This window comes from Geodermatophilus sp. URMC 64 (assembly GCF_053502555.1).
In genome coordinates this window covers 4,303,397-4,318,925 of the sequence record NZ_CP199955.1, presented here as the reverse complement: position 1 = coordinate 4,318,925, position 15,529 = coordinate 4,303,397, and the positions used below count along the sequence as shown (strand labels likewise).

At 74.4% G+C, this 15,529-nt stretch carries 11 protein-coding genes and 1 tRNA gene; 7 read left to right on the top strand and 5 right to left on the bottom strand.

Features of this window, described 5'->3' with window-relative positions:
* Positions 1 to 101 precede the first annotated feature (101 nt).
* From ACWIYF_RS20970 to ACWIYF_RS20950, 5 genes are all read left to right on the top strand, one after another.
* Positions 102 to 1,532, top strand: coding sequence for an MFS transporter (locus tag ACWIYF_RS20970; RefSeq protein WP_448624756.1), 1,431 nt, complete (start codon positions 102 to 104; stop codon positions 1,530 to 1,532).
* 21 nt (positions 1,533 to 1,553) lie between these two features.
* The gene (locus ACWIYF_RS20965; RefSeq protein WP_448624755.1) at positions 1,554 to 2,432 is read left to right on the top strand and encodes a transketolase; all 879 of its coding nucleotides are present in this window, start codon (positions 1,554 to 1,556) and stop codon (positions 2,430 to 2,432) included.
* Entirely contained in the window at positions 2,429 to 3,472 is a 1,044-nt protein-coding gene (locus ACWIYF_RS20960) for a transketolase family protein (protein WP_448624754.1), read from the top strand. Before ACWIYF_RS20965 ends, ACWIYF_RS20960 begins: the two co-directional genes overlap by 4 nt.
* 32 nt (positions 3,473 to 3,504) lie before the next feature.
* On the top strand, positions 3,505 to 4,266 hold the full coding sequence (locus ACWIYF_RS20955) for an SDR family NAD(P)-dependent oxidoreductase (RefSeq protein ID WP_448624753.1): 762 nt from the start codon (positions 3,505 to 3,507) through the stop codon (positions 4,264 to 4,266).
* Between the two features lie 106 nt (positions 4,267 to 4,372).
* Entirely contained in the window at positions 4,373 to 7,747 is a 3,375-nt protein-coding gene (locus tag ACWIYF_RS20950) for a pyruvate carboxylase (RefSeq protein ID WP_448624752.1), read from the top strand.
* A gap of 10 nt (positions 7,748 to 7,757) precedes the next feature.
* Here the strand turns inward: ACWIYF_RS20950 and ACWIYF_RS20945 are convergent, their stop codons facing one another.
* The 3 genes from ACWIYF_RS20945 to ACWIYF_RS20935 form a co-directional block, all read right to left on the bottom strand.
* Positions 7,758 to 8,273 carry a hypothetical protein gene (locus tag ACWIYF_RS20945; RefSeq protein ID WP_448624751.1) on the bottom strand — a complete coding sequence of 172 codons (516 nt, stop codon included), beginning with the start codon at positions 8,271 to 8,273 and terminating at the stop codon, positions 7,758 to 7,760.
* Positions 8,274 to 8,438: 165 nt separating this feature from the next.
* On the bottom strand, positions 8,439 to 9,566 hold the full coding sequence (locus ACWIYF_RS20940) for a sensor histidine kinase (protein WP_448624750.1): 1,128 nt from the start codon (positions 9,564 to 9,566) through the stop codon (positions 8,439 to 8,441).
* Positions 9,563 to 10,231: a response regulator gene (locus ACWIYF_RS20935; protein ID WP_448624749.1), complete on the bottom strand. Its 669-nt coding sequence runs from the start codon at positions 10,229 to 10,231 to the stop codon at positions 9,563 to 9,565. The genes ACWIYF_RS20940 and ACWIYF_RS20935 overlap by 4 nt, the downstream gene beginning before the upstream one ends.
* A 325-nt stretch (positions 10,232 to 10,556) precedes the next feature.
* On the opposite strand from ACWIYF_RS20935, the gene ACWIYF_RS20930 reads away from it, so the two are divergent.
* Together ACWIYF_RS20930 and ACWIYF_RS20925 are read left to right on the top strand one after the other, a co-directional pair.
* Positions 10,557 to 13,274, top strand: coding sequence for an AAA family ATPase (locus tag ACWIYF_RS20930; protein WP_448624748.1), 2,718 nt, complete (start codon positions 10,557 to 10,559; stop codon positions 13,272 to 13,274).
* A gap of 136 nt (positions 13,275 to 13,410) precedes the next feature.
* The gene (locus ACWIYF_RS20925) at positions 13,411 to 14,589 is read left to right on the top strand and encodes a heparan-alpha-glucosaminide N-acetyltransferase domain-containing protein (RefSeq protein ID WP_448624747.1); all 1,179 of its coding nucleotides are present in this window, start codon (positions 13,411 to 13,413) and stop codon (positions 14,587 to 14,589) included.
* 112 nt (positions 14,590 to 14,701) lie between these two features.
* Here the strand turns inward: ACWIYF_RS20925 and ACWIYF_RS20920 are convergent.
* A tRNA-His gene (locus ACWIYF_RS20920) sits at positions 14,702 to 14,777 on the bottom strand.
* A gap of 59 nt (positions 14,778 to 14,836) precedes the next feature.
* Positions 14,837 to 15,505: an oligoribonuclease gene (gene orn, locus ACWIYF_RS20915; protein WP_448624746.1), complete on the bottom strand. Its 669-nt coding sequence runs from the start codon at positions 15,503 to 15,505 to the stop codon at positions 14,837 to 14,839.
* Between the last annotated feature and the right edge of the window lie 24 nt (positions 15,506 to 15,529).

Genomic DNA, 15,529 nt, shown 5'->3' with positions numbered 1-15,529 from the left:
ACTGTGACCGCGGCCATCCAGACTTCGTCGCCAGTTGACTGTTAACAGTCAACTGCCAGCGGCCACTGGATCCCCGCCCACATCCGCTCCCGGAGGTCACCATGACCGAACGGCACCCCACGCTCCACGACCCCTCCCTCGAGGCGGTCGCGGAGTGGCACCCCGTGTCCGGCACGCCGGCCAAGAAGAAGGTCGCGATCGGCTGCTCGGTCGGCGCGACCATCGAGACCTACGACTTCATCGGCTTCGGCACCGCCGCGGCCCTGTACTTCAACGACGCCTTCTTCCCGGCCGACGACCCCCTCTCGGGCACCCTGCTGTCCTTCGCGACGCTGGGCATCGGTTTCGCGGTGCGCCCGCTCGGCGGGATCATCGGCGGCTTCCTCGGCGACCGGATCGGCCGCAAGCCGGTGCTCGTCGGCTCCCTGCTGCTCATGGGGATCGCGACCGTGCTCATCGGCCTGCTGCCCACGTACGGGCAGGTCGGCATCTGGGCCGGGATCCTGCTCGTCGCCGTCCGGGTGGTGCAGGGCCTGGCGTTCGGCGCCGAATGGGGCGGCGCCATCCTGATGTGCTTCGAGCACGCGCCCTGGCGCAAGAAGGGCCTCTACACCGGCATCACCCAGGCCGGGTTCCCGGTCGGCCTGCTGCTGGCCAACCTGGCCTTCCTGATCAGCGTGCCGCTCGGTGGCACGTGGGCGTGGCGGGTGCCGTTCCTGCTCAGCGCCGTCCTGATCGCGGTGGGCATCGTCATCCGGCTCAAGGTCGACGAGTCCCCGGAGTTCGAGGAGCTCAAGGAGGAGGGCGAGCTCTCCAAGAACCCGCTCCTCGAGGTGCTCCGCGACGACTGGCGCAACGTGCTCCGTGCCTTCTGCCTGCGCATCGCCGAGACCGCCGGATACGCCGTGTCCGTGACCTTCGTGCTGTCCTACCTGGCCGGCGAGGAGCTCGCCGACCGGCCGGTCATCCTCACCGCCCTCATGGTCGCGGCCGGCATCGGCATCCTCGCCACGACCGGCTGGGGCGCCCTGACCGACCGGATCGGCCGGCGCCCCGTGTACCTGTTCGGCACCGCGGTGACCGTGCTCTGGGGCGTCCCGCTGTTCCTCGTCCTCAACACCGGCGCGGCCGCGGCGATCGTGCTGGCCTTCATCGTCAGCTACGCCGTCTGCCAGAACTCGCTGGCCGGCGTGCAGGGTGCGTGGTTCTCCGAGCTGTTCGCGACCAAGACCCGCACCACCGGGGCCTCGCTGGCCTACCAGCTCTCGGCGGTGGTCTCCGGATTCACGCCGCTGGTGGCGACCGCGCTGTACGCCGGCTTCGGCTGGATCGGCCCGGCGCTGCTCTTCAGCGGATACGGCCTGCTCGGCCTGCTCGCCGCGCTGATCACCCGCGAGACGTGGGGCCCGGCCGAGCGCGAGGACGTCGCCGCTCTCGAGCGCAGCGTCATCGGGTCCGCCGCCCCGGGCGGGGTGCCCGCCCCCCGCACCGCCGTCCACCAGCGGCCGACGGCCGACTCCACCACCGACTGACCCGACGAGGAGCAACCCGTCATGACCTCACTGACGACGCCGCACACGGCGGGCGAGCGCACCGCCGACCAGACGGAACGGGTCGAGCGCATCCGGCAGGCCGCCTACCGGATCCGCCGCAACGCCCTCGACATGGGGGAGGTGCAGGGCCAGGGCTACATCGGCCAGGCGCTCGGTATCGCCGACGTCCTCGCGGTCGTCTACACCGACCAGCTGCGCCACCGCCCCCAGTACCCGCACTGGCCCGACCGGGACCGGTTCCTGCTCTCCATCGGCCACTACGCGATCGCGCTGTACGCGGCGTTGGCCGAGGCCGGGATCATCCCGGTGGAGGAGCTGCAGACCTACGGCTCCGACGACTCCCGGCTGCCCATGTCGGGGATGGCGTCCTACACCCCCGGCATGGAGATCTCCGGCGGCTCGCTCGGCCACGGCCTGGGGGTCGCCACCGGGATGGCGCTGGGGCTGCGCCGCCTCGGCAACCCGGCCCGCGTCTTCAACCTGCTCTCCGACGGCGAGCTGGACGAGGGCTCCACCTGGGAGGCGGCGATGGCCTGTGCCCACCACGGGCTGGACAACGTCACCGCGATCGTCGACGTCAACGCCCTGCAGGCCGACGGCCCCACGGCCGGCGTGCTGCGCACGGAACCGGTCACCGAGAAGTGGCAGGCCTTCGGCTGGCACGCCCGGCGGGTCGACGGCAACGACGTGGCCGCGCTCGTGACCGCGTTGGACGAACTCCGCGAGCACCGCGGCTCCCCGACGGTGCTCATCTGCGACACCCGCATCGGCCGGGGTGTGCCCCTGCTCGAGACGCGGGAGAAAGCCCACTTCATGCGGGTCGAGGCCCACGAGTGGCAGATCGCCCGCGACCAGCTCCAGGCAGGACTGGCCCGATGACCAGCACCGCCCCCGCCAGGAAGCTCACCACCTCGGCGATGATCGCCTCGTTCGCCGACCCCGGTCAGCGCACGACCAGCGCCCCCTTCGGGCACGCGCTGGTCCGCCTGGCCGAGGAGCGACCCGAGATCGTCGGGCTGTCGGCCGACCTCGCCAAGTACACCGACATGCACGTCTTCCGCGACGCCCACCCCGACCGCTTCTTCCAGATGGGCATGGCCGAGCAGACGCTGCTCGGCGCGGCGGCGGGCATGGCCGAGGTGGGCCTGGTGCCGTTCGCGTCCACCTACTCGGTGTTCGCCACCCGGCGGGCCTACGACTTCCTCTGCCTCGACATCGCCGAGCCGGGGCTCAACGTGAACGTCGTCGGCGCGCTGCCCGGCCTCACCACCGGGTACGGCCCCAGCCACCAGGCCACCGAGGACCTCGCGATCCTCCGCGGCTGCCCGAACCTGACGATCGTCGACCCCTGCGACGCCGTCGACATCGAGCAGGCCGTCCCCGCGCTCGCGGCGGCGCCCGGGCCCACCTACCTGCGGCTGCTGCGGGGAGCGGTGCCCACGGTGCTGGACGAGTACGACTACCGCTTCGAGCTGGGCAAGGCCGCCGAGCTGCGCACGGGCCGGGACGTCGTCCTCATCTCCACCGGGCTGATGACCATGCGGGCGCTGCAGGCCGCCGCCCGGCTCGAAGCCGATCACGTCGACGTCGCCGTCCTGCACGTGCCGACGATCAAGCCGCTGGACACCGCGGCGATCCTTCGGGCCGCGCGGACCGACCGGCTCGTGGTCACGCTGGAGAACCACACCGTGATCGGCGGGCTGGCCGAGTCGGTCGCCGCCACGCTGGCCTTCGCCGGGGCCGGCACCCGGGTGGTGCCGATCGCGCTGCCCGACGCCTTCCTCGCGGCCGGCGCCCTGCCCACCCTGCACGACCGCTACGGCCTGTCGACCGACGCCGTCGTCGCCCGGGTCAGGTCCGAGCTCGACGGCGCGACCCCCGCCCCCTGGGCCGCCGACCCCGCCCCCGCCACCGCCTGACCGGCCACCCCACCCACCCCTGGAGGAATCCCGTGTCCGTCACCGACAAGACCGCCGTCGTCACCGGCGCCGCGTCCGCGCGCGGCATCGGCCGTGCCACCGCCCACACCCTCGCCGCCGCCGGCTGGAACGTCGCCGTCCTCGACCTCGACGAGGCCAGCGCCAAGGAGGCCGCCCACGAGATCGCCGAACGGCACGGCGTGCAGGCCGTCGGCATCCGCTGCGACATCACCGACGAGGCGTCGGTCGAGAACGCGCTGGCCGTGCTCGACACCGAGCTGCCCCCGGTCGGCGCCCTCGTCAACAACGCCGGCATCACCTCGCCCACCCCGTTCCTGGAGGTCACCGGCGAGGAGTGGGACCGCATCTTCGCCGTCAACGTGCGCGGCGCCTTCAACGTCACCCGCCGGCTGGCACCCGGCATGGCCGAGCGCGGCTTCGGCCGCATCGTGTTCCTGTCGTCGGTCTCCGCCCAGCGCGGCGGCGGCGTGTTCGGCGGGGTGGCGTACTCCGCGGCCAAGGCCGCCGAGCTGGGCTTCACCCGCGCGCTCGCCCGCGAGCTCGGCCCGCAGGGCGTGACGGTCAACGCCGTGGCGCCGGGGCTCATCGACACCGACATCACCGGCGGGGCGCTGGAGGGCGAGCGCAAGGCCCAGCTCGTCGCCGGGATCCCCGTGGGGCGCAACGGGAAGGTCGCCGACGTGGCCGATCTGATCACGTATCTCTGCCGGGAGAAGACCGGCTACATCACCGGCGCCACCTACGACGTGAACGGCGGATCGCACATCCACTGACCACGCCCGGCCGGCCGCTCGCCCGTCCCGGGAGCGGCCGGCCGGCGAGGGTGTTCCCCCACCGGGTCCGGGTGCAAGGCTTCCCCACCGACGAAGGAGAAGCGTGATGTTCCGCAAGGTGCTCGTGGCCAACCGAGGCGAGATCGCGGTCCGGGCGTTCCGTGCCGCGTACGAACTGGGCATCGGGACGGTGGCGGTCTTCCCGTGGGAGGACCGCAACTCGGTGCACCGGCTGAAGGCCGACGAGAGCTACCAGATCGGCGAGGTCGGGCACCCGGTGCGGGCCTACCTGTCCGTGGACGAGATCGTCGGCGCCGCCCGCCGGGCAGGAGCGGACGCCGTCTACCCCGGCTACGGCTTCCTCTCGGAGAACCCCGACCTGGCCGAGGCCTGCGCCCGGGCCGGCATCACCTTCGTCGGCCCCTCGGCGGAGGTGCTGCGGCTGACCGGCAACAAGGCGCGGGCGATCGCCGCGGCCCGCGAGGCGGGGCTGCCCGTGCTGGCCTCGACCGAGCCGAGCGCCGACGTCGACGCGCTGCTGGCCGCGGCCGCGGCGATCCCGTTCCCGGTGTTCGTCAAGGCGGTCGCCGGAGGCGGCGGGCGGGGGATGCGCCGGGTGGAGGACCCTGCGGAGCTGCGCGCGGCGGTGCAGGCGGCGATGCGCGAGGCGGAGTCGGCGTTCGGGGACCCGACGGTGTTCTGCGAGCAGGCGGTGGTTGACCCGCGGCACATCGAGGTGCAGATCCTCGCCGACGGGCAGGGGAACGTGATCCACCTGTTCGAGCGGGACTGCTCGGTGCAGCGCCGGCACCAGAAGGTGGTGGAGCTCGCGCCGGCACCGAACCTGGACCCCGCGCTGCGCGAGCGGATCTGCGCCGACGCGGTGCGCTTCGCGCGGGCCATCGGCTACGCCAACGCCGGCACCGTCGAGTTCCTGCTCGACGCCGCCGGCCGGCACGTGTTCATCGAGATGAACCCGCGGATCCAGGTCGAGCACACGGTGACCGAGGAGGTCACCGACGTCGACCTGGTGCATTCCCAGCTGCGGATCGCGGCGGGGGAGACCCTGGACGACCTCGGCCTGGCGCAGGAGACGATCGTGCTGCGCGGCGCGGCGCTGCAGTGCCGGATCACCACGGAGGACCCGGCCAACGGCTTCCGGCCGGACACCGGCCGGATCACCACCTACCGCTCGCCGGGCGGTGCGGGCATCCGGCTGGACGGCGGGGCGTCGCTGGGCGCGGAGGTCGAGGCGCACTTCGACTCCATGCTGGTGAAACTGACCTGCCGGGGCCGCACGTTCGACATCGCCGTCGCCCGGGCCCGGCGCGCGGTCGCGGAGTTCCGCATCCGCGGCGTGGCCACCAACATCCCCTTCCTGGCCGCCCTGCTCGACGACCCGGACTTCCGCAGCGGCCGGGTGACGACGTCGTTCATCGACGAGCGGCCGCACCTGCTCACCGCCCGCACCTCGGCCGACCGCGGCACCAAGCTGCTGACCTACCTGGCCGACGTCACGGTGAACGAGCCGCACGGCGGCCGGCCGCAGCTGGTCGACCCGGTGGAGAAGCTGCCGCCGGTCGATCCGGCCGCGGCGCCGCCGGAGGGCTCCCGGCAGCGGCTGCTCGCGCTCGGCCCCGAGGCCTTCGCGGCGCAGCTGCGGGCGCAGACCGCGGTGGCGGTCACCGACACCACCTTCCGCGACGCGCACCAGTCGCTGCTGGCCACCCGGGTCCGCACCAAGGACCTGCTCGCCGTCGCCGGGCACGTCGCGCGCACCACGCCGCAGTTGCTGTCGCTGGAGTGCTGGGGCGGGGCCACCTACGACGTGGCGCTGCGGTTCCTGCACGAGGACCCCTGGGAGCGGCTGGCCGCGCTGCGCGCGGCGGTGCCCAACGTCTGCCTGCAGATGCTGCTGCGCGGCCGCAACACCGTCGGCTACACGCCCTACCCGGTCGAGGTGACCGACGCGTTCGTCGCCGAGGCCGCGGCGACCGGGCTGGACGTCTTCCGGATCTTCGACGCGCTCAACGACGTCGACCAGATGCGCCCCGCGATCGACGCCGTCCGCGCGACCGGCACGGCGGTCGCCGAGGTGGCGCTGTGCTACACCGGCGACCTGGCCGACCCCGGCGAGCGGTTGTACACGCTGGACTACTACCTGCGCCTCGCCGAGCGGATCGTGGCCGCCGGCGCGCACGTGCTCGCGATCAAGGACATGGCAGGGCTGCTCCGGCCGCCCGCCGCCGCCCGGCTGGTCGCCGCGCTGCGTGAGCGGTTCGACCTGCCCGTGCACCTGCACACCCACGACACCGCCGGCGGCCAGCTCGCCACTCTGATGGCCGCGTGGCAGGCCGGGGTGGACGCCGTCGACGGGGCGGTCGCCTCCATGGCCGGGACGACGTCGCAGCCGCCGTTGTCGGCGATCGTCGCCGCCACCGACGCCACGGACCGGGCGACGGGGCTCGACCTGGCCGCGGTCAACGCGCTCGAGCCGTACTGGGAGGCGGTCCGGCGGCTCTACGCCCCGTTCGAGTCCGGCCTGCCCTCGCCGACCGGCCGCGTGTACACCCACGAGATCCCCGGCGGGCAGCTGTCCAACCTGCGCCAGCAGGCGATCGCCCTGGGTCTCGGCCAGCGGTTCGAGGAGGTCGAGGACGCCTACGCGGCGGCCGACCGGCTGCTCGGCCGCCTGGTCAAGGTCACCCCGTCGTCCAAGGTCGTCGGTGACCTGGCGCTGCAACTGGTCGGCTCCGGCGTGGCCGTGGAGGACTTCGCCAGCGACCCCGGCAAGTACGACCTGCCGGACTCGGTGATCGGGTTCCTGCGCGGCGAGCTCGGGGACCCGCCCGGCGGCTGGCCTGAGCCGTTCCGCACCCGGGCGCTGGAGGGCCGCCGCCCGGCCGAGCCGCCCGCCGAGCTGACCGAGGACGACGTCCGCGGCCTGGCCGAGGCGCCGCGGCCCACGCTGAACCGACTGCTCTTCCCCGGCCCGGCCCGGGAGTTCACCGCGCACCGCGAGCAGTTCGGCGACACCTCGGTCCTGCCGACCAAGGAGTTCCTCTACGGGCTGCGGTCCGGCGTGGAGCACGCGATCGACCTCGAGCCGGGCGTGCGGCTGCTGATGGGCATCGAGGCGATCTCCGACCCGGACGAGCGCGGCATGCGCACCGTCATGTGCACCCTCAACGGCCAGCTGCGCCCGGTCGTGGTCCGGGACCGCACCGTCGACGCCCAGGTCAAGGCCGCCGAGAAGGCCGACCGCGCCGATCCCGGCCAGGTCGCGGCGCCCTTCGCCGGCGTGGTGACCCTCACCGTCGCCGAGGGCGATGCCGTCGAGGCCGGGCAGACCGTGGCGACGATCGAGGCCATGAAGATGGAGGCCGCCATCACCGCCCCCGTCGCCGGGACGGTCGCGCGGCTGGCCATCGGGACGGTGCAGCAGGTCGAGGGCGGCGACCTCCTCGTCGTCCTGCGGTGAGCCGGCCGCGCTAGCTCACGGCGACGTCGACGTCGGTCGCCGCGGCGACCCGCGCGAGCGCGGGGCAGAGGAGCGATCGGGGCGCGCCGCAGGCGACCAGCTCGACCCCGGTGACCGGGTCGTTCGACGAGGTGGCGATGGTGTCGACCCACCCGCCGGCCGCGCGAACCGCCTGGACGGCCCCCGCCACCGCCTCCAGCGGGACCGGCGACCCGAGGATGGTCACCCGGGCTCGGCCGCGGTCCACTGCCGTGGACGGCGCGGTCTCGGTGGCCTCGACGTCCACCTGCACGCCCGTGGCGGCCGACAGCGCGGCCGCCGTCCGGACCAACCGGGCCAGAAGTGCATCCTGCTCGCCGGGCCCGGTTCGCAGGGGACGCACGGCGGCGACGAGCACGAGCCGTCCGCGCAGGATCGCCTGCGCGACCTCCGTGAGCTCTCCGGCGGCGCCGGTGCCGTCGCGGCCGGCGAGGGCGGTGAACAGCTGCTCGACGACCTCCGGCCGATGCGGGCCGGTGACGGTCACGACCGCCCCACCCCGGGGCTGCCCGTGAGGAGCGCGACGGTGGTGGCGACCGGCGACTCCGGCAGGCGGTCGGCGCACGGAGGTGGTCACGAGAGTGACGATGCCGCCGCGCCGGGAGAACCGCATCCCGCCGACCGGCTGCTTTCCTTTCCGCCGACCGGCGGGTCAGATCACCGCGACGGGGCGGGACGGATCCGGGAAGAGTGCCTCGACGAGGAAGCCGCCGTCCTCCGTCGGGACGGCGCGCACCACGCCGCCGAGCAGCTCCGCCCGCTCCTGGAGGCCGAGCAGACCGTGGCGCCCACCCGGGAGGGCGGACGAGGGCGAGCCGGCGCCCGAGGGTCGTCCGTTGCGCACGGCCACGGACAACCCGTCCTTCCACGGCGTGACCAGCACGGTGACCGGAGCGCCCGGAGCGTGCTTGCTGACGTTCGTGAGTGCCTCCTGCACGGTGCGGTAGACGGCTCGCTCGACCGACTCCGGCCAGCGGCGGTCATCGGGCCCGTCCCAGGTCAGCGACGCGTCGAGGCCGCTGTCCTGGACGAGCCGGGGGAGGTCCCGGAGCCCCGGCTGCGGGGCGAGATCGGGCACGTGCCCGCCGTCGGCACGCAGCACCGCGACCATCTGGCGCAGCTCTTCCAGCGTCTGGACGCTGAGCGAGCGGATCGCCTCCGCGATCTCGCGCACGGTGGGGTCCGCGGTGGTGACCCGCAGCGCGCCGGCCTGCACGGCGATCAGGCTGACCTTGTGCGAGACGACGTCGTGCATCTCGCGTGCCAGGTGCGTCCGTTCCTGGGCCAGCACGGTCTCGGTGACGAGGTGCTGTTCCCGCTCGCGGCCGGCGGTGAGCTCGGTCAGCCGGGCCGACAGCTCACGCCGGGCCTGGACGAGCCACCCCAGCGCCACCGGCCCGGCAGCGAACAGCCCGGCGAAGATGACACTGGGGACGTCCCCGAGCCCTTCGGAGACGTCGCCCGGGTAGGGCGGCCACGGGAGGAACTTGCCGACACCCGCGACGAGCGCGCACAGCAGCACCGCTCCCCGCGACCGCGAGGAGACGGCGACTGTGTACAGGGCGACGAGGGGTGCCACCAGCACGTCGGCGGTGTACAGCGCCGGGAGCGTGAGGGCGAACGCGACGTAGGGCCAGCGCCGGCGGAGCACGAGGGCCAGGGCGGCGATCAGCGAGACGACCAGCCCGCTTTCCTCGTCGAGCGCCCGCAACCAGGAGTCGGTCAGGGCCAGGGCGACGACGGCGGCGTCGACCAGCACCACCGTCGAGCGGCCCCTCACCGGGTCCCCCCGGTCTCGGCCGTCGCGGGGGCGGCGATCCCGGCCGCGCGGGCCAGGACGGCGGCCTGCACCCGGTTGGCCACGCCGAGGCGGTCGAGCACCGCGCTGACGTAGTCCTTGACCGTGGCGGTGGACAGGTGCAGCCGTCGTCCGATGTCGGCGTTCGACAGTCCCTCGCAGAGCAGCCCGAGCACCTCCCGCTCCCGCGGGCTCAGCGCCCCCACCCGAGCGAGGTCGGCCCGGGAGGCGGCGCCGAGGTAGCCGTCGATGACGGTGCGGGTGACCGCCGGCGACAGCACGCTGCCCCCGGCGGCGACCGAGCGCACGGCCTGGATCAGCTGCTCGGGCTCGGTGTCCTTGAGCAGGAAGCCGACCGCTCCGGCGCCCAGGGCCTCGGCGACGAACTGGTCGGCGTCGAAGGTGGTGAGCACCGCCACGGCGGGTCGCTGCGGCCAGGTCCGCAGCTCGCGCAGGATCGTCAGGCCGTCGACCTCGGGCATCCGCAGATCCAGCAGCAGGACGTCGGGCCGGTGGTGCCGGGCCTCGTCGAGCGCCCGGACGCCGTCGCAGGTGGCGACGACCTCTATGTCAGGAGCGGACTCCAGGATCAGCTTGAGGCCCGAGCGGATCAGCGCCTCGTCGTCGACGATCATCAGCCGGACCATGCGGTTCCCTCCCGCGACGGCAGCACACCGCATCAGTGGCACGCCAAGGTAGCCCGGCGACGGCGCATCTGCCGAGGACTTCGTGCCGGGATGCGGATGGAGCCGGGTTCCCGAAGTCCGCCTGTGCCGGCTTCAGCGCTCCGGCGGCTGCGGCTGCGGGGCCCGGGTGAGGTGACCAGCGCCAGGACGGCGTCGGCTCCCCCGTCGACGACGTCGGTGACCTCCGGCTGCCCTTCGTCAGGGTGCCGGTCTCGTCCAGCACCACGGGTCGTCCGCCGGGATCGGTCGGGACCGACCCGCCGCGGGAGATCGGTACCGTCCGCTCGTGCTGGCCGGCCGGGACACCGAACGCGCAGCGGTCGCCGCGCTGCTCGACGCCGCCCGCGCCGGCGCCGGCGGCGCCCTCGTGGTGCGAGGCGTGGCGGGATCGGGCAAGTCGGCGTTGCTGGCCGACGCCGTCCGCACCGCCGGCCCGTCCGGTATGCGGGTCCTGCGGACCTCCGGCGTGGAGTCGGAGTCGCCGCTGGCGTTCGCCGCGTTGCAGCGACTGCTGTGGCCGCTGCGCACCCGCCTCCAGGCGCTCCCCGCTCCGCAGCGCGCGGCGCTGGGCGCGGCGCTCGGTGAGGCGGAGGGCGAGGGGGACCGGTTCCTGGCCTTTCTGGGCACGCTGAGCCTGCTTGCCGACGCCGCCGAGGAGTCCCCGACGTTGGCCCTGGTCGACGACGCGCACTGGCTCGATGACGCCTCGGCCTCGGCGTTGCTGTTCGCCGCCCGCCGGCTGCAGGCCGAACGGGTCGCTCTGCTGTTCGCCGCCCGCGACGGCGATGCCCACGACTTCCAGGCCGGGGAGCTGCCCGCCGTGGTGCTGCGTGAGGTGACCGGCGAGGCGGCCGGCGCGCTGCTGGCCGCCCGCGCGGGCGGTCCCGTCGATCCGGCGGTCCGCGACCAGCTGGTCGAGGCGACCGGCGGCAACCCGCTCGCCCTCGGCGAGCTCGTCGACACCCTCACCGGCGACCAACTGGTAGGCCGTGCGCCGCTCCCGGCGCAGCTGCCGCTGACCGGCGGAGTGGAACGGAGCTTCCTCGACCGCTGTCGGCGACTCGGCGAGCCGGCTCAGCGGCTGCTGCTCCTCGCCGCGGCCGACGACACCGGCCGGCTGACCGTGATCCGGAACGCCGCCGACCACCTCGGCGCCGGCGTTGACGCCCTCGACGAGGCCGAACGGGCCGGGCTGCTCCGGGTCGACGGGGACGCGGTCACCCTCTACCACCCGCTGGTCCGCTCGGCGGTCTACGCCGCGGCGACCAGCGCCCAGCGGCGCGCCGCCCACGGCGCACTGGCTGCTGTGCTGCCGGCCGACGCCGACCGTCGCGCGTGGCACCTGGCGGCCGCCGTCGACCGACCCGACGAGGACGTCGTGGCCGCGCTGGAGACCGTCGCCGAACGAGCCGCCGGCCGCGGCGGCCACGAGGCCGCGGCTGCCGCCTGGGCCCGCGCCGCCGAGCTCACCACCGGTGGCCACGCCCGCGGCCGCCGGCTGTACCTGGCCGCGTGCTCGGCCTGGTCGGGTGCGCACCCCTCGCGCGCGGCGGCGCTGGCGACCGCCGCGGCCGCAGAGGTGACCGACCCGCTCCTGCGGGCGCAACTGATGGCCCTGCAGGGCCAGATCCAGTGGAACACCGGGTCCCTCGACGACGGCTACGACCTCGTCCTGCAGGCCGCGCAGCTCGCCGCCGGGATCGACCCGTCGCTGGCGCGGCAGCTGGCAGTGGTCGCCGCGGCCCTCGCCGTGTACGGCGCCCGCTCACCGCGCGCGGCGGACCCGGCCGCGGTGGTGCCCGCACCGGCGCCGGACGCCCCGGTCCGGACGCGGGCCGCGGCGGCCCTGCTGCGCGGGTTCGTCGCCGCGGCCCGCCGGGACTGGACTCCGGCCGCCGGCGCCTTCCGCGACGCGTTCACGCTCACCGACGCCGAGGTCGTCCACGATCACGTGCAGCGCAACCTGGGCATCGCCGCGCTGCTGATCGGCGACGACGCCCGCGGGCTGCGGTGGCACGAGCAGCTGCTGATCACCGCTCGCCGCGGCGGAGCGCTGGACCTGGTGGAGTACGCCCTGACCCGCGGTGCTCAGTTCCAGATCGCCGTGGGCGCCTGGGCGAGGGCGGCGACTGCCGCGGCCGAGGCGAGGTCCCTGGCCGCCAGCACGGGCCGTCCGGGCATGACGGCGCTGCCGACGGCGCAACTCGCCGTGCTGGCTGCCCTCCACGGGGACGATGCCGCCGAGCGCCACCTCGCCGAAGCGGCGACCATTCGGCAGGCGCACCCGGGCGGGGTCACCGACATCGTCGTGGTCGACCTGCTGCACTGGGCGCGAGGCGTGCGGGCCGCCCGGCAGCCGGCGACCGCACTGCACCATCTGGAGCAGATCAGCGAGCCCGGGATGGGTCGGCTCGGGGCGATCGACCGCCTGGAGACCGCCGTCCGGGCCGGCCGCGACGACCTTGCCCGTGCGTGGCTGGAGGAGCTGGCGGCGTTCGCCGCCGGCACCGGCGCGCCGGCCGCGGTCGCCGTCGTCGAGCACGGCCGCGCCCTGCTGGCGCAGGGCAGCGCCGTCGAGGACCACTTCCGGCGCGCCCTGACCGCGCACGCCCAGTCGCCGCGCCTGCCCGATCGGGCTCGCACCGAGCTGGCCTTCGGTGAGCACCTGCGTCGAGCCCGCCGCCGGCTCGACGCCCGTGAGCACCTGCGCGCAGCCCTCACCCTCTTCGAGGAGCTCGGCGCCGCGGCGTGGGCCGACCGCGCCGCGGCCGAGCTGCGGGCCTCCGGGGAGACCGCCCGCCGCCGCGACGTCTCCACTGCCACCGACCTCACCGCCCAGGAGCGGCAGGTCGCGGCACTGGTCCGGCAGGGGTTGTCCAACCGGGACGTCGCCGCGCAGCTGTTCCTCAGCCCCCGCACCGTCGACTTCCACATGCGCGGCCTGTTCAGCAAGTTGGGTATCGCCTCCCGCGCCGAGCTCACCGCGCTCCCGCTGGACATCTAGCTGCCTCGGCCGCTCCCGAGTCACGGATCAGGCGGCCGTCGCCGGGGCTGGACGCGGCTCGTCCCACCGGTCGGCGGGCCAGCACCCGCCGGTCGGCGGGATGTGAACCGGACCTGTTCCGAGGCATCGTCGGCCCATGCCTTCCGCTGAGGTGTCCGCTCCGGCACCGGCTGCTCGGCCGGTCGAGGCGCTGCGTGCCCGGGCGATCCTGCCGGGCTCGGGTGGGACGGCGCGCATCGTCGGGCTGGACCTGGCCCGCGGCCTGGCCGTGGTCGGGATGATGGGTGCACACCTGGATCTGACCGAGAACCTGTCGTGGTCGCCGTCGACCTGGCAGGCGCTGGTCTACGGCCGCTCCGCGGCCCTCTTCGCGGTGCTGGCCGGGGTGTCCATCGCTCTCCTGTCCGGCGGCGTCCGGCCGGCCTCCGGCGACGACCTGCGCCGCGCCCGGATGCGGATCCTCGTCCGCGCCGCGTGGGTGTTCGTCATCGGCGGCCTGCTCGAGCTGCTGGGCGGGTCGGTGCTGGTCATCCTCGGCGTCTACGCGGTGCTGTTCGTGCTCGCGGTGCCGTTCCTGCGGTGGTCGCCGCGCCGCTTGCTGCTGCTGGCCGGGGGTCTCGCCCTGCTCGCCCCACCGGCGTCGCTGCTGCTGTCGCAGGTGGTGATCGCCTCCGACTCCGAGGAGGCGTTCGCCTCTCTGGCGTTCACCGGCGCCTACCCCGCCCTGTGGTGGTCGGTGTTCGTCCTGGTCGGCCTGGCGCTGGGCCGGCTCGATCTGACCGCGCGCCGGACCCGTGCTGTCCTGCTGGCGGCCGGCGCGGCGACCGCGGTCGTGGGCTACGCACTGGGGTGGCTGAGCACCGAGCTCCTCGCAGGTGGCCGGGCGTTCCCCGAGCCCACCGACGCCTTCGGCCGCATGCCGGGGTGGGACGAGGAGAGCGTCGGGCAGTGGGACTGGGCGTGGCTGGCCGGGGCGCAGCCGCACAGCGGCACGCCGTCCTGGCTGCTGGCCTCGGCCGGCTTCGCGGCCGCCGTCATCGCCGTGTGCCTGCTGGCCGCTGACGCGCTGCCCCGCCTGGCCTTCCCGCTCGCGGCGGTGGGGGCGATGGCGCTGACGGTGTACGCAGCGCACATCGTGGTCCTGCGGATGTTCCCCCCCGACGGCACCTACGGAGGCGCCGTGTGGCTGCTCTACATCGCCGGTGCGGTCGTCTTCGCCGTCGCCTGGCGGCTGCTGGCCGGCCGCGGCCCGATCGAACGGCTGCTCACCTGGAGCTCCAACCGGGCGGCGATCTCCGACCGCCACCCGCTATAGGCCCTGGAGACCTCGCTGCAGAGGCGGAGCGCGCCGCCGGTCGGAGGCGCGCTGGACCGCGCTCGAGAAGGCGAGAGGCCCTGGTCAGCGAACTGACCAGGGCCTCTCTCCGTGGGGTGAGTGACGGGGCTCGAACCCGCGACACCCAGGATCACAACCTGGTGCTCTACCAGCTGAGCTACACCCACCGTGTCCGCCGTCCGGCCGTCGGCCGTGCGGGGAACCGGGACAACGATACCGGAGCCGTTCAGCCCTCCGACGCGGCCGTCCTGTCGGCGCCGGCATCACCCGCGGCGAGCAGGTCCGCGTACGAGTCGATCACCTCGGCGGCGGCGCCCTGCGCCTGGTCGCTGCTCGGTCCGGGCACGGGGACGAACAGCGTCTTGCGGTAGTACGCCAGCTCGCGGACCGACTCGATGATGTCGGCCAGCGCCCGGTGCGCCAGGCCCTTGGGCGGCTGGGCGAAGTAGACCCGCGGGAACCAGCGGCGGGCCAGCTCCTTGAGGGAGGAGACGTCGACCATCCGGTAGTGCAGGTGGTCGTCGAGCTCGGGCATGTCCCGGGAGAGGAAGCCGCGGTCGGTGCCGATCGAGTTGCCGCACAGCGGGGCGCTGCGCCGCTCGGGCACGAACTGCTTGATGTAGGCCAGCAGCTGCTGCTCGGCCTCGGCGAGGCTCAGGGTCGACGCGCGGACGGCGTCCGTGAGCCCGGACTTGGCGTGCATGTCGGCCACGACCGTGGTCATCGCATCCAGTTCGTCGCCGGGCGCGGAGATGACCAGGTCCAGACCCGGGTCCAGCGCGTTGAGCTCGGAGTCGGTGACGAGGACGGCCACCTCGATCAGCTTGTCCCTGGTCAGATCCAGACCGGTCATCTCGCAGTCGATCCAGACCAGGTGTCCCGCGCTCTCCGCCACGTGCTCCGACAGTACGCATCGGGT

Excerpts from the sequence above, each read along its gene's own strand:
- ACWIYF_RS20960 (WP_448624754.1), top strand. The coding sequence starts at position 2,429 with ATGACCAGCACCGCCCCCGCCAGGAAGCTCACCACCTCGGCGATGATC.
- ACWIYF_RS20935 (WP_448624749.1), bottom strand. The coding sequence starts at position 10,231 with ATGGTCCGGCTGATGATCGTCGACGACGAGGCGCTGATCCGCTCGGGC.
- ACWIYF_RS20925 (WP_448624747.1), top strand. The coding sequence starts at position 13,411 with ATGCCTTCCGCTGAGGTGTCCGCTCCGGCACCGGCTGCTCGGCCGGTC.
- ACWIYF_RS20970 (WP_448624756.1), top strand. The coding sequence starts at position 102 with ATGACCGAACGGCACCCCACGCTCCACGACCCCTCCCTCGAGGCGGTC.
- ACWIYF_RS20965 (WP_448624755.1), top strand. The coding sequence starts at position 1,554 with ATGACCTCACTGACGACGCCGCACACGGCGGGCGAGCGCACCGCCGAC.
- ACWIYF_RS20950 (WP_448624752.1), top strand. The coding sequence starts at position 4,373 with ATGTTCCGCAAGGTGCTCGTGGCCAACCGAGGCGAGATCGCGGTCCGG.